Raw genomic sequence first — 14,506 nt, 5'->3', positions numbered from 1 at the left:
AAGTGTTAAATGATATTGAGCTGATAGGCAGCTTCTCTCCTGACATTGTTGAAGATTACACTAAAGCCAAGAGCTATGTGCGAGATATTCCCACCCAGGCTTTGGTGTTTGTCAGAAGTTTTACCCATCAAGTTACTGCGTTAATCGCGGCTAAGCAGTCGCTAAAATTCACTAGCCCCAATTTATATGATCGCATCGAGCAGTTAAATCGCATGCGCTTGATTGATGTGCCTACGACGCGCGCGCTACATAAACTTCGTAGTGACGGTAATCGTGGCGCTCATCCTGAGAAATACCATCTAACCCAAGAGCAATTGGTTACGCTTGCTGAAAAAACCATTAAAAATAGCTTAGGGTTAATTGAGCTGCTATATCCGAAAGTCCACCAAAAAGCTGCGCCAGCATATAAATTTGAAGCTTTTGATTCTTTTGCTGGGCGAGAGTTGTGTTATCAAGCTGTCATGCATAATGATCCCCAAGCGCAATATCTGGTGGGGATGTCGCTCAAGTCAAAAGCATTAATGCAACAAGAGCAGGAGCAATCACTGCAGCAACCTGAACTTGAACAGGCCGAGTCAATCAGCACCTTTAAACAGGCGGCTTACTGGTTTGAGCTTGCGGCAACGGCGCATCATCAAGGTTTATTTGAACACGGTGTGGCGCTACTGCATGGTTACAGTGGTCATAAAGACGCGCTAAAAGGCGAGCAAGCCATTGAGCAAGCAGCACAAGCAGGTGTGATTGAAGCTAAAGCCTTATTGGGTTATTTCTATTTAGTGGGCTCTAAGCAGTTTCCGCAGGATATGGCATTAGCCGCGAATTGGCTTGAACAGGCCGCCGTGGCAGAAAATGCAGAAGCGATGTCGAATTTGGGGGTACTGTATTATCAGCAGCAACAGTTAACCGATGCATTTGAGTGGATTAGTAAAGCCGCCCAGACAGGTTATCCCCATGCGCAATACCATTTAGCCTTAATGCTCCATAATGGTGAAGGCTGTGAGGCTGATGCTAATACCAGTGAGCATTGGTTGGCAGAAGCGGCTGAGCAAGGTCAGCTTGATGCCATGTTTGCCCGCGCGCAGCACATGTTAAATGACGATGCTGGTTTGGGTAGCGATGGCTGTTTAGCCGAGCGCTACTTACGTGATGTGATCAATTATGGCCGCAGTGTCCCTGCTATGATTGAACTGAGTGTCGCTTTGGCCGATGGCATGTTAGGCCGCATTGATGTGGTGGAATCGGCATCCTTGTTAAAGCTGGCAAAACAGCATGCGAATGAACAACAAGCTGAAATTATTGACCCCATTTGGTTGTCGCTGCAAATTCAAATTGATAATGTGATTGGGCTTAAGCCCAGTGAACAAGAGTTAAAGTCATTGCAATATGCGCAGCATATTTTGGCTTAATCGTTTCATACATCCCAGATACCAAAACACCGCCAGCTGGCGGTGTTTTCATTGGTATAGCTAAACGGTAAGCAGCTTGTTAATCAGGATTGTGCTCGAAAGTGCGACCCGTGTTGCTGGGTTTGGCTTTTCGGAACATCTCTGATTTGTAGATAGATGATTCTCGCTGCATGTTGGGATTGCTACGATAAAACTCATTTGCTTGAGACTGCTGGCTGAAAATAGGCTGCATTCTAGGGGCTAGGTATTTACGCCCTAATAAGTTCAATCCGATGAAGCTGACTAGAGCAAACATCAGTAAAAACGGTAATAACACTAACGAGGTCAACGAAATCCCGATCACTAATAGCAATGATAATAGTGGGTGAAAATTCCCTAGGCGCTGTTTTAAATTTGTTTGATTAAACATTTGGTTAAAGTTCATTGTTACTCCTAAAATAACCTTTGAACATCGTCATCAAAATAGCACTGGATGACGATGAATTTAATACTTGAAGCATGACTATCGATGATCCCAGCGCCTAGGTCACGTTAATCATGGTTAATGTTTGTGCATTTTTGCGGCAATCTGGGCAGCAATTTGAGCCAAATTTTATCGTCAGTGATTGTGTTATGAAAAATGGGCTGGCTTATATTGCAGTATTGGGCGATTAAACCTGCGTGACAGCCGTTTGTTTTATCGCTTCTTCTACACTGCCACAAATGATATTTCTTAACCAAAGGTGACCCGGCGCTTGGCTGTTGCGTTCATGCCACAGTAGTACATAGGCCATGGGCATAAACTCAAATGGTAGCGGAATTTCAACCAGTGGATAAAGTAGTGCAGCATGCCTTGCAAAGCTCGATGGCAAAGTAAAAATTAAGTCACTGTGGGCGCAAATACTGGCAGCGCCATAAAAATCTGGCACGGTAGAGCTAATACGCCGATGTAAGTTTTTCTCTGCAAGATGGTAATCCAGCGCCCACCAATCATTGCCTTCACAGCGTACCTGCACATGAGCCATTTGCAGGTACAGCTCTCTATTCCAGTGACCGGCTTTAATTTGTGCCATTAGCGGATGACCCTGACGAATTAAGCACACTTGCCTATCTTTAAATAAGGTCTGATATTTAATCCCATCAGGCAGTTGCTCTATTTTCAAATCAGCTTGAGGATGAGTATCACGGCCAGCTATGCCAAAATCGATTTGCCCCAACTGTAAGTCTTGCATCGACTTTTCAGTCCACACATAAGAGTCTAACTTTACATTGGGTGCTTCTCTTAAAATGGTGCCGATAAAATACGGTAGCAAGGTTTCGTAGGCGCTTTCGACCATGGCAAATGAAAAATGCTGGTGGCTACTGGCAGCAATAAAGCTTGGTGGCTGCACTATTTGATGCAAACTTTGCAGAAGTTGAGGTAATTGTTGGGCAAGATTTACCGCATGGGCAGTGGGCTTTAACCCATGAGCTGTACGCTGAAATAGCGGGTCGTCTAAGGTTGCCCGTAGTCGGTTAAGGCTTTTGCTTAACGCTGACTGACTTAAATGCAGGCGGTTTGCGGCGCGAGTGACCGATTGTTCTTCAAGTAAGACTTGTAGAATGACCAGCAGGTTTAAGTCTATTTTAGCGAGATTATCAATATTCATGTGATATTCCTCAAGGGAAATTTACTTAGGAAATAATACCATTTCTATTCATACCATGAGTAGTCTAAAATGCCGCCCAATTAATCATTACCATGAAATGTAAGAGACCAATTCAATGAGACGTAACCTGCTACCAATACTGATGTTTATGGTGCTACTGAGCCCATTAGCCATCGATATATATTTACCATCCATGCCAACCATGGCGCTAGAGTATGGGGTAAGTGGTAGCCAAATTCAGTCAACATTAGTGTTGTTTTTGTTTGCCATGGGGCTGGGACAAATCCTAATTGGCCCATTAGCCGATCGCTTTGGCCGTAAGCCAATCGCCTTATTCGGTATTGTGTTATATGGCGTGAGCAGCCTAGTTGGCGCGATGGCGGTGGAGTTTGAAGTATTGCAACTTGCACGTGTTCTGCAAGGCTTGGCAGCTTGTTCTACTTCGATTGTGGTATTCAGTGCGGTTCGAGACTGTTATACCAGTCAAGAAAGCGTCAAAATGTACAGTTATTTAAATGGCGCTATTTGCGTTATTCCGGCACTGGCACCAACATTGGGCGGCTTATTAGCCCTGCAGTTTGGCTGGCGTTCAACCTTTATCTTTATGGCGCTGTACGCCATCATCGTATTGGCTATCGTTATTTTTAAATTCCCTGAAACTCGCCCAGCAAGCACAGACACTAGCGGTAAGCTTTATCGCTGGGGACGTTACAAGCCAGTATTAAGCGACCCACACTTCATGTTTTATGCTGCAACCTGTATGGCAGCAATGGCATCTATCATCACCTACGTATCATATTCGCCTATGTGGTTAATTGGCCATCTAGGGGTCAGTGAGTTGGCATTTAGTGGCTTATTTGGCCTCAATGCGGCAGTCAATATTGCGGCTTGTTTTGCTGCGCCAGTGTTAGTTAAGCGCATTGGTAATCGCCCAGGTGTGGTGGTGGCATTAACCTTGATGCTCATCGCGGCAGTCCTTGAGGTGGTGATGCAACTTGTAGGACCTGAAACCGGTTTAGCTGCAGGCTTTAGCTTTATGCTACCTATGATGCTGCTATGTATTGGTTTTGCGATATTACTCGGCCCAGCAACTTCAATGGCATTATCAGCCTTTGGTGAGCGCGCCGGTACGGCAGCAGCTATGTTAGGTTGTATTCAAATGAGCGGCGCATCAGTATTGGCGGCGTTAATTCAAATGACCGATATCACCGCACCTTATGCGGTAGCGATATTAATGGGTGGCTTGTCATTGGTGCTACTCATTATTATGTCATCAAAACGCTTGAATCATTTACATGTTGAGCAAGTTCATCCTTAAATTATAGGTAAGTCTTATTTAAATCATGGTGTTATGATTTAAAGGGTGCTAAGTCAATAAATCAGTCAACGCCGCAAATTAGTTTGCGGCGTTTTAATTTATTTAGATTATAAAATTCAGTTACAGGCTCTTAATTACACAGCATTCTTATTTATTGTAATTGGTATAAAATGGCCTTTAATTGTATTGATATGTTCAAGGAGTGGGTTATTAGAATTATCTGTAAAAGTTGTGGCTACCCACAGTCGGCTTGTATCTGTGATAGCGTGACTAAGATGGAGGCTAAAACTGAGGTGATTGTGCTGCAGCACCCCTCTGAAGTTGAGCATGCAAAAAATACTGTTAAATTGCTGAGTTTAACCCTGCCGCAAACTCAAGTGGTGGTGGGTGAGAGCGCTGATGACTTTGCGCCATTGCGACAACAGCTGGCAAGGGCCAATAAACCTGTGTATCTGGTGTATCCCTGTGAAAATAGTCAAAATGCAGCGGACTCGTCAGTACCAGCAGATTGCTGCATTTTATTAATTGATGGCACCTGGCGCAAAGCATTCAAAATGTTGCAGCTTAATCCGTGGTTATTGGAGCTTCCGGCATTGCATATTGAATTTGAAGGGGTTTCACAATATCTTATTCGCAAGGCCAAACGTAGCGACAGTTTATCAACACTGGAAGCCACCGCTTATACATTGCAAGCAATCGATAGCGAACTTGATATCAGCCCGCTATTTAGCGCCTTTGATGCCATGGTGCAACATAAGCTCAATGCCATGCCTGCTGAGGTGCGAGCCCGTTATATTGAGTCTAAAAACAACCAGGAAGGTTAATTGTATGTCGCTAAACTTATATTCAAACAGTCTATTAAGGCTAATGAGCAGGCTATTACTGCTTTCAAGTTTGCTAGGCGTTATTGCCGTGGCTGCTCAGGCATCTGATAAGCCGCGACTGACCTTGTCGCAACAAGCTGAGCAAGGTCGAATCGACTCGAAAAAGACGGAGCAAAGTCAGCTTGAAAAAGCCCGCCAAGCAGCCAGCGACACCAGCAGTCGTGAGCAAGAAATTATTGAACGCCAAGAGCCTGGTGAGTGGCAACAACAGCAGTTAGAGAAATCTCAAGCGCAGTTTCAACAGCGAGAATCTCGGGCGGATAAATATTTGCGTGAGGCTAAAGAAGCTGCAGCTAAAGAGCGTAAAATCGAAGAAAAGTAAGCGCTTTGGCAATGCAGCACTATTAACTAGCTGATTAGCGCTTTATAGCCACCGGTTTTTGCATCGGCAACAAATTCCAGATAGTTATTAATACTGTCTAAACTGTCCTCATGGTAATGGGACACATATAGCAGCTGACTGAGGTTTTCTCTGGCGATCAGTTCTAGGGTATTTTTGACTAAGCGAATACCCAGATAATCTAACCCTTGATAGGGTTCATCTAAAATCAATAATGTCGGCTGTTTCACTAATGCTCTGGCAATTAACAATAGTCGCTGTTGGCTGTAATCCAGTTGCTTAAACGAGACTTTGGCATAGTAGGACATATGCAAAATGCTGAGCCAATCTTGGGCGATATCTTGCTGGGCTTGGGTGGCTTTTTGGTACAGGCCGATAGAGTCATAAAAGCCGGATAAAATCACATCTTTAGCGCTGCAACCGACGCGATACTGCAAGTGTAATGCCGATGACACCATGCCGATATGCTGCTTTATTTCCCAAATACTTTCTCCAGTGCCACGTTGCTTACCAAAGATATGAATATCATTGCTGTAGCATTGTGGGTGGTCGCCAAAAATAAGCCCTAACAAGGTACTTTTACCACAGCCATTGGGCCCTTTTACCTGCCAGTGTTGGCCTTTATCAATGCGCCAATTAACCTCAGTAAAAATGGTTTTATCACTGTAAGCCACCTTGCCATTTTTAAGTTCAAAGATGGGGTTATCAAATGGGCTTTGATGGCGGTGGCGCTGCATGATAGCCAGCATCTGCTCGCTTTGGACTTTAGATTGGGCGGTAATTTGGCTTATAACAGGGTGTTGCTCCCAGCTGGCTTTATCCATGATGCTATCAAGTTTGCTGTGGCTGAATATAGCAATCTGATCTATCCATGTGGGCATATCTTCCTCGCGAGAAAATATCACCATCATTTGAATATCAAGCTGACTTAGATAAGCCGTTAAGCTTTTACGATGGCTAATGTCGAGCCCTGAATAGGGATTATCTAACACTAAAAAATCCGGCTCGCTAGCAAGGGCAATGGCTAGCATCACGCGACGGGTTTCGCCCGTTGAAAGTTCACGAAACCCGCGCTGTTGCAGCTGAACTAAATCAAGCTCCTCAAGCAGTTTGTCGGTTAATGTTTGCTTATGGCAATGGGCAAAAATTAATCCCGCGACCGTAGTGCCTTTATCGGCATAATCTAAAAAGTCACTGTCATCATTGGCGAGTTCAAGTGCTAATAACCTTTGTTGCTCAGCGAGTGAGACCTGAGCAACTCGGCCTGAGGTTTTATGTATCGAACCTGCGGTGACCTCAATGCTTGATGTATTTGATGTGTCAGAGCCAACGCCCACAGGTACATCTGCTAATAAGTCACCGAGCATGGCGCCAATATCACTGTGGGCGCTGAATACTCCCCAGGATTGGCGATGTTCAATTAACCACTGTTCAATCTCCAATGAGTTACTAGCACCGGCTGCGGTTAATTGCTCAAAGGTGATTTTCATGGGCTTGGACTCTCGATTTAAATTTAATAGTGGCCATAGATTATCAACACAATGTCATCAACCATAGTGTTTATTGAGCCACTCTACATAAATCGACACAATTTCAAATGTGCTTTGGATAACAAAATATTTAACAATTCAAGGGATACGCTGTAGATTGAAATACTACAAAAATGATAAAAACATGGATGATTTATGCGCTTAACGATACTTGCTGCTTGCCTTGCGGTTGCCTCTGGCACTTTTTCTGGTTCGATAATGGCTCAAACCCCTAACGCAGCACAACTTGCAAGCGATGTTGAAGCTAAGGTGTTGGAGTGGCGCCGTGACTTACATCAGCACCCTGAACTGTCTAACCGCGAGTTTAGAACCAGTAAAGTGATTGCCAAACACCTTGAGTCTTTAGGCTTAGAAGTACAAACCGGCATTGCGCACACTGGTGTAGTGGCGATATTAAAAGGCGCAAAGTCTGGGCCGCTAATCGGCATTCGCGCTGATATGGATGCGTTGCCAGTCACAGAAGAGGTTGATTTACCTTTTGCCTCCAAAGCCACTGATACTTATCGTGGCCAAAAAGTCGGCGTGATGCATGCCTGTGGTCATGACACTCATGTGGCGATGTTAATGGGCGTGGCAGAGAATCTGGTCAAGTCTAAAGACAGCCTCGCTGGCGATGTGATGTTTATCTTTCAGCCCGCAGAAGAAGGCGCGCCAGCGGGTGAAGAAGGCGGCGCAGAGTTAATGCTTAAAGAAGGCTTATTTGCTAGCCGCAAACCTGATCAAGTGTTTGGTATGCACGTAACCTCAAGTATGCCCACAGGGATGATTGGTTTGCGAGCAGGCCCTGCGATGGCTTCAGAAGATTCATTTACGATTACGGTAAAGGGTCGCCAAACCCATGGTTCTCGTCCTTGGGGCGGGGTTGACCCGATTGTGGCTTCAGCGCAAATAATTAATAGCGTACAAACCATTATTAGTCGCCGCGTTGATGTGACTAAAGCGCCGGCAGTGGTGAGTTTTGGCGCCATTAATGGCGGTATACGCTCGAACATCATTCCTGATGAAGTTGAGTTAATTGGTACTATCCGAACCTTTGATCAAGATATGCGCGCCGACATTAAAGTAAAACTAGCTGAAATCGCGACGCTTTCTGCTCAAACCCTCGGCGCCACAGCCACCACAGAGATTGATGCAGGTTATCCAGTTACGGTTAATAACCCTGAGTTAGTCGCAAAAATGCGTCCGGTTATTCGTGAGGTTGTGGGCGATGATAATCTCATTGAGCCAGGGCTTATCACCGGCGCTGAGGACTTCTCCTACTATGCGCTTGAAACGCCGGGGCTGTTTTACTTTTTAGGGGTGACGCCAGCAGGCACAGATCCTGCCACTGTCGCCAGTAATCATTCGCCAGCATTTTTTGTTGATGAAAAAGCCTTAAAAGTGGGCGTTGAAACCATGACTCAGCTGGCATTAACTGCGCTAGGCGCGGTGAATTAAGCGATAAAAATACTAACAACGGGTTGTAGCAGGCCTGTTGTTCATTGCAATGACTTACAAGGAAACCATTATGAAACGCAACATCAGCGCGTTATGGGTATTACTCAGTTGCTGGGTGAGTACCGCGGCGATGGCCACCACAGTCGAGGATATCAATAGCTTTACTCTGGATAATGGCATGAAAATTATGGTGCTAGAAGATAGCAGCATACCCAATGCCAACATGTATTTGTTTTGGAAAGTGGGTTCTCGTAATGAGGCACCGGGCATTACTGGGATCTCGCATTTTTTCGAGCACATGATGTTTAACGGCTCAAAAAAGTATGGCCCTAAAATGTTTGACCGCACCATGGAAGCCGCGGGTGGCGCTAATAATGCTTATACCACTGAAGACACCACGGTATACACCAATTGGTTTCCTGCCAATGCGTTAGAAACCATTTTTGATCTCGAAGCTGATCGCATCGCTAACTTAGATATTAATTCGCAGATGGTAGAAAGCGAGCGTGGTGTGGTGCAATCAGAGCGCACCACAGGGCTTGAAAACTCCAACTGGCGCACCTTGCAACAAGAAGTAAAAGGTGCAGCGTTTAGAGCTCACCCTTATAGCTGGCCTGTGATTGGCCATGAGTCAGATATTGCCGCCTGGTCGCTAGCGGATTTACAGCAATACCATAAGACTTACTATGCGCCCAACAATGCTGTGGTGGTGATCGCAGGTGATGTTAAAACCGCGGAGGTGAAGCGTCTAGCGAAGCAATATTTTGGCGTCATTGCCGCCCAGCCCGCGCCATTAGCCGTTCGCACTGTAGAGCCGCTGCAAAAAGGTGAGCGCCGAGTCTTTGTTGAAAAAGCCTCTGTCACTACCCCTAATGTGCTGCTGGCGTATCATGTGCCATCCACGAAACATGCCGATTATTATGCGCTAGATATACTCAGCACTATTTTCAGTGAAGGTAATAGCTCACGGCTTTATCAAGGCTTGGTGGATAAGCAACTGGCCTCCGATGTGATGTCATATTTACCCATGTCATTTGACCCTAATCTGTTTTACTTTCTTGGGGTCGCCAATGCAGGGATTGATGCATTGCAATTAGAAGCCTCAATGATTGCCGAGATAAACCGTATTGCCCTTGAAGGCGTTAGCGAGCAAGAGCTTGAAAAAGTGAAAAACATCAAGCTAATGGATTTTTATCGCACCATGCAAACCATCAATGGCCGCGCTAATACTTTAGGTCGTTATGAGCTGTATTTTGGCAGTTATGACAAACTATTTAGTGCGCCTGCAGCCTACAATAAGGTAACCGTTGCTGATATTCAGCGTGTTGCGCAAACCTATTTACGTAAGGCCAATCGCACCGTGGGTGTGTTAGCCGCCACAGAGGGAGCTGACTAATGATGTCATTGATAAAGCTTAAAAAGACCAGCGCCTTAACGGTATCAGCCATAGCGCTTGCTTGTGGTGTGGGGTTGGCGGGCTGCAAAGCCACGACTGAGTCAAGCAAGCCCCTCGATACTGGCAGTTTCAGTATGCCGCAATATCAATCCATTACCCTTAAAAATGGCTTATTGGTTAATTTGATGGTGCAACAAGAAGTACCGATAATTAACTTTAATGCCGTTGTGCGCGCAGGGGCGGTAAACGACACCACATCTGGGGTGTCGTATATGACAATGAAAAGTTTATTACTGGGCGCCGGCGGTAAAAGCAAAGCTGAAATTGAGCAGATGGTGGACTTTCTCGGTGCAAGCTTATCTACAGCGTCAGGGCGTGAAAGCATGATGCTGGAAGCGGATTTTATGAGTAAAGATCTTGATACCATGCTCGATATTATCCAGCCAGTGCTCATAAGCCCTGACTTTGACCATAGTGAATTTGAAAAACTCAGACAGCGCGAAATTGTTGGCTTGTCACAAGCGAAAGAAAGCCCACGGGCGGTAATCGGTCGTTACTACAATAAGTTGGTATTTGGTGAACACCCTTACGCTAATCCGGTATCAGGCAACAGTAAGTCATTAGCTGATATTAATGTCGCTCAGTTGCGGGCATTTCACCAAAGTTATTTTCAGCCTAAAAATACCGCCATTAACGTGGTGGGTGACTTTGATATCGCAACCATGAAAGCCAAGCTGACAACGGCATTTGGTGGCTGGAAAAACACTGACACTGCGGTGCAGCCTGATTTAACACAAGGGCTAGCGCCATTAACTGCCAGTAAGGTGTTATTAGTTGATAAACCCGATGCCATTGAAACCACTTTTGTTATTGGCGGTTTGGGGATTAAGCGCGATAACCCTGATTATGTGGGGCTAACGGTAGTAAATACCATTTTAGGGGGCCGTTTTACCTCATGGCTTAATGATGAGTTACGGGTTAACGCCGGGCTCACTTATGGGGCGCGTTCTGGCTTTAGTGCCTATTCTGCTGCAGGGGTGTTCTCTATCAGCACCTTTACTAAAACCAGCACCACCAAAGAAGCCATGGATTTAGCTTTAAAAACCTATGGCCGTTTATGGGAGCAAGGCATTGATCAACAAACCCTAGATTCAGCCAAAGCTTATGTCAAAGGTCAGTACCCTCCTAAGTTTGAAACCGGTGGCCAACTGGGCGAGTTACTGGCTGATATGTATATCTATAACTTTGATGATGCATTTATTAATGAGTTTCAAGCCAAGGTCGATGGGCTGACATTAGCCGAAACCCAGCGTCTCATTAACCGTTACTTTCCAAAAGACAATTTGCAGTATGTGCTTGTTGGTAACGCGGCTCAGATTGCCGATATTGCCAAAGAGTATGGTGAGGTTACTAAGGTTAATATTACCGATGTGGGCTTTGGCCAATAAGCTATCTCAGAGCGGAACAGGTTAAATAAATAAGCCTCGCATTATTGCGAGGCTTTTTGTTGGCTGCATTATGTGATTGGGATGAACCACTTAGTCTGAACCACTTAAGCCAGATTGATGTTTGAAACTTACCGTGGTTAAAACCTAAAACCTAAAACCTAAAACCTAGCTGGCGCCAGCAAAGTCCAATTGACGCCAAGCTTCATAGCTAATAATCGCCACCGAGTTAGACAGGTTTAAGCTGCGACTGTTAGCCGTCATCGGAATACGTAAGCGCTGCTCAGTGGGAATCGACTCAATGATATCCATAGGTAAGCCACGGGTTTCGGGCCCAAATAACAATACATCATCAGCAGCGAACGACAGCTCAGTATGAGGACGACTACCTTTGGTGGTGCAGGCCATAATACGTTTACCTGCCATGACGTCAAGGAAGGCTGCAAAATCTTTATGACGGGTGATATTGGTTAAGTCTGAGTAATCTAAGCCGGCGCGTCGAAGTTTTTTCTCTTCTAAATCAAAACCTAATGGCTCTATTAAATGTAGCTTAGCGCCATTATTGGCACAAAGACGGATAATGTTACCGGTATTAGGGGCAATTTCTGGTTCATAAAGCGCAATATGGAACATGGATAGCTACCTTCATTGATTGAGCTGGGAATTATACGCAAAACCAGCTGCTGGTGGTAATCAATTCACAATGTTCAATTCGAACGGCAGATCCGCTCAGGCAGGCTAATCACCACCTTGAGCCCATGGGGGGTAATATTGCTGGCATGTATCTCGCCTTTATTGAGCTTGATGGCGGCTTGGGTAATCGCCAGACCTAAGCCCCAACCACCTGATTCTCTGTCTCTTGAACTATCAGGGCGATAAAAAGGCTTAAATATTTTCTCTAACTCAACGTCTTCAATACCAGGACCATCGTCTTTAATGGTAATGACGACCTGTTGGTGTTGCTTTATTGCAGTGATTGAAATGTCACTATTGGCATAGCGAATGCCATTACGCAGTACATTTTCAATCGCCCGAGAAAGCGCTTTGGGGTAGTGATCTAGGCTAATGTTTTCTGGTATATCAATGAGTAATCTTTTCTGTTGTTGCTCGGCTTCAAATTCAGCATCATCAAGAATTTGACTGAGAGACTCGGCAAGTTCTAAGTGGACTTTATTTTCAGTATTACTGATGGTCACTCGCGATAAGGTCAGCAATTCTGCAATCAAAGCTTCTAGCTGCTCAGCTTCATAGCCAATGCGCTCAATCTCGACGCTGCTTTGTTGTTTTTTGCGAGCCAGCGCTAAAGAGAGTTGTAAGCGCGTTAAGGGGGTACGCAGTTCATGGGAGATATCACCCATTAGGCGCTGCTGGTTATGCATCATGGTTTCAATGGATTGCGCCATGGTATTGAATGCTTGTGCTAACTCGCCCATTTCATCGCCTCTGGCGGCAATACTGTCATCGACTCGAGCGCTTAAATCGCCGCTAGCAAGAGCGTTAGAGCTATGCTTGAGTGAGCGAAGTGGTTTGCCTAAATACCATGCTAAAAAGCCACATAATATGCCAGATAAGATCATGGCGATAATAGTGGTTAATAATTTATGGTCATTAAAGAAAAAGAACCAAGGTCTAGGGTGGTTATCTGGTACGCGACTGTAGATGCGATATTCTTGTTCCCCAGCAGTAAAAGTGTAAGGTCCAAAAATCAATTCATCACGGAACTGATGGCTCATTGGCGCGTTAAACTCTTCACTAATCAGCAAGAACTCTCTAAAGGTTCTAGGGACTTGCCTGCTATTAATCACAAGGTCTTGGTCATTGGTGATATAGAACTTAATCATTTTGCCATTTGGACTGCGATGGCGATGCAAGCGTTTTAAAGCTTTGTGATCTTCGAGTAATTTAGGATCTTCAATAAATGGTTTAGCTGTGCGTTTAAGTAGCTGTTGCTGCTTGGCTGTCATTGGCTGTTTGTCGTGGTTTTGCTGCAATAAAGGCAGTACAGCCACAAAGCCAATAATTAAAGAGCTGCCAAGCCAAAAGCCCAGCAGTAATTTGACAAATAAACGATTTAACGAAGATAGCTTAATCATTATGGGATCCAGATATAGCCTTTACCACGGATGGTTTTTACTCGAGGGCGACCATCGTGACGTTCAGGTAATTTTTTGCGCAGATTGGATAAATGCATGTCTAAACTGCGGTCAAATGGCATCAGTTTTTTACCCAAAACGGTTTCACTGAGCTGCTCTTTAGTGACCAAATCGCCTGCTTGAGTGATCAAGCTATGAAGCAATGAGAATTCAGTGCCGGTAAGAATAATAAGCTGATCATTACAGTACAGCTCTTGTCTGGCTTGATCTAAGCTTAAATCACCAAAGCTAATGGTATCTTGGGCGCCTGCATCTGCTTGAGTGAGGCTAGAACGGCGTAAAATAGCGCGTATACGGGCCACTAATTCACGATCGTTAAACGGTTTTGGCAGGTAGTCATCAGCGCCAATTTCTAACCCTACTACTCGGTCAATTTCATCGCCTCTGGCGGTAAGCATCAGCACTGGAGTTTGCTTTTGGGTGCGCAGGGCGCGCAGCACTTCAAAACCATTGAGTTTTGGCAGCATGACGTCTAATAAGATTAAATCAAAATCTTGATTCTGCGCAAAGTCTAGCCCTTGCTGACCATCAAATGCTTGAGTTAATTCAAAGCCTTCTAGCTCTAAAAGCTGGGCTAATAACTCTGATAAACCTGCGTCATCATCGACTAATAAAATTCGACTCATGGGATCCTCGCTCAATAATAAGCATTCACTATATAACGAATGAATAGCCAAGTTTAGCAACATTGCACTCTTTTACATATTGGCCGTTTAGGGCAGAGATTAGCCACGAATTTGAATGCCGTCATCATTGTAAATGAATGAAGTGTCGTACCAATGAGTCAAGATTCATACTTCATTGGTAAGAAGGAAGGCAGTCTAGGGATAGGGATAGGGATTTCTTTGAGTAATAAAGCTGAGGCATCCCAAGGGAAAGTGAGTTTTGTGACAGCAAAGGTCTGGATGTTTTTGTTGTTCGTGACAATGCCATTCACACCATTCACACC

13 protein-coding genes are annotated in these 14,506 nt (G+C 44.9%); 7 read left to right on the top strand and 6 right to left on the bottom strand.

Going from position 1 to position 14,506, the window contains the following annotated elements; translation table 11 throughout:
• Positions 1-2 precede the first annotated feature (2 nt).
• Positions 3-1,406, top strand: a complete 1,404-nt coding sequence (locus tag AB4160_RS10930; protein WP_102440156.1) for a tetratricopeptide repeat protein — start codon at positions 3-5, stop codon at positions 1,404-1,406.
• Between the two features lie 79 nt (positions 1,407-1,485).
• Here the strand turns inward: AB4160_RS10930 and AB4160_RS10925 are convergent, their stop codons facing one another.
• Both AB4160_RS10925 and AB4160_RS10920 read right to left on the bottom strand, forming a co-directional pair.
• Positions 1,486-1,830 carry a hypothetical protein gene (locus AB4160_RS10925; protein WP_102440157.1) on the bottom strand — a complete coding sequence of 115 codons (345 nt, stop codon included), beginning with the start codon at positions 1,828-1,830 and terminating at the stop codon, positions 1,486-1,488.
• Positions 1,831-2,056: 226 nt separating this feature from the next.
• Entirely contained in the window at positions 2,057-3,034 is a 978-nt protein-coding gene (locus AB4160_RS10920; protein WP_372004607.1) for a LysR family transcriptional regulator, read from the bottom strand.
• A gap of 115 nt (positions 3,035-3,149) precedes the next feature.
• On the opposite strand from AB4160_RS10920, the gene AB4160_RS10915 reads away from it, so the two are divergent.
• From AB4160_RS10915 to AB4160_RS10905, 3 genes are all read left to right on the top strand, one after another.
• The gene (locus tag AB4160_RS10915) at positions 3,150-4,352 is read left to right on the top strand and encodes a multidrug effflux MFS transporter (protein WP_102476595.1); all 1,203 of its coding nucleotides are present in this window, start codon (positions 3,150-3,152) and stop codon (positions 4,350-4,352) included.
• A 170-nt stretch (positions 4,353-4,522) separates the two neighbouring features.
• Positions 4,523-5,176 (top strand): tRNA-uridine aminocarboxypropyltransferase, encoded by a 654-nt coding sequence (locus AB4160_RS10910; RefSeq protein ID WP_303502184.1) that lies wholly within the window; start codon positions 4,523-4,525, stop codon positions 5,174-5,176.
• A gap of 4 nt (positions 5,177-5,180) precedes the next feature.
• Entirely contained in the window at positions 5,181-5,558 is a 378-nt protein-coding gene (locus AB4160_RS10905; protein WP_372004605.1) for a hypothetical protein, read from the top strand.
• A gap of 26 nt (positions 5,559-5,584) precedes the next feature.
• Here the strand turns inward: AB4160_RS10905 and AB4160_RS10900 are convergent, their stop codons facing one another.
• On the bottom strand, positions 5,585-7,066 hold the full coding sequence (locus AB4160_RS10900) for an ATP-binding cassette domain-containing protein (RefSeq protein ID WP_372004602.1): 1,482 nt from the start codon (positions 7,064-7,066) through the stop codon (positions 5,585-5,587).
• Between the two features lie 195 nt (positions 7,067-7,261).
• On the opposite strand from AB4160_RS10900, the gene AB4160_RS10895 reads away from it, so the two are divergent.
• The 3 genes from AB4160_RS10895 (at position 7,262) to AB4160_RS10885 (ending at position 11,407) form a co-directional block, all read left to right on the top strand.
• Complete coding sequence (locus tag AB4160_RS10895; RefSeq protein WP_102440163.1) at positions 7,262-8,563, top strand: amidohydrolase; 1,302 nt, start codon at positions 7,262-7,264, stop codon at positions 8,561-8,563.
• 70 nt (positions 8,564-8,633) lie between these two features.
• On the top strand, positions 8,634-9,959 hold the full coding sequence (locus AB4160_RS10890) for a pitrilysin family protein (protein WP_102476591.1): 1,326 nt from the start codon (positions 8,634-8,636) through the stop codon (positions 9,957-9,959).
• The gene (locus tag AB4160_RS10885; RefSeq protein WP_303412393.1) at positions 9,959-11,407 is read left to right on the top strand and encodes a pitrilysin family protein; all 1,449 of its coding nucleotides are present in this window, start codon (positions 9,959-9,961) and stop codon (positions 11,405-11,407) included. Before AB4160_RS10890 ends, AB4160_RS10885 begins: the two co-directional genes overlap by 1 nt.
• Before the next feature lie 165 nt (positions 11,408-11,572).
• Here AB4160_RS10885 and trmL read toward each other — a convergent pair whose 3' ends face one another.
• From trmL to AB4160_RS10870, 3 genes are all read right to left on the bottom strand, one after another.
• The gene (gene trmL / locus AB4160_RS10880) at positions 11,573-12,037 is read right to left on the bottom strand and encodes a tRNA (uridine(34)/cytosine(34)/5-carboxymethylaminomethyluridine(34)-2'-O)-methyltransferase TrmL (RefSeq protein WP_303459428.1); all 465 of its coding nucleotides are present in this window, start codon (positions 12,035-12,037) and stop codon (positions 11,573-11,575) included.
• A gap of 74 nt (positions 12,038-12,111) precedes the next feature.
• On the bottom strand, positions 12,112-13,497 hold the full coding sequence (locus AB4160_RS10875; RefSeq protein ID WP_372004599.1) for an ATP-binding protein: 1,386 nt from the start codon (positions 13,495-13,497) through the stop codon (positions 12,112-12,114).
• The gene (locus tag AB4160_RS10870; protein WP_102440184.1) at positions 13,497-14,183 is read right to left on the bottom strand and encodes a response regulator; all 687 of its coding nucleotides are present in this window, start codon (positions 14,181-14,183) and stop codon (positions 13,497-13,499) included. Before AB4160_RS10870 ends, AB4160_RS10875 begins: the two co-directional genes overlap by 1 nt.
• Positions 14,184-14,506 lie beyond the last annotated feature (323 nt).

The organism is Shewanella sp. 10N.286.51.B8 (assembly GCF_041469325.1).
In the GTDB taxonomy this organism is placed as follows: Bacteria; Pseudomonadota; Gammaproteobacteria; order Enterobacterales; family Shewanellaceae; genus Shewanella.
The sequence above is the reverse complement of the archived record's forward strand: the minus strand, read 5'-3'. Positions and strand labels throughout refer to the sequence as shown.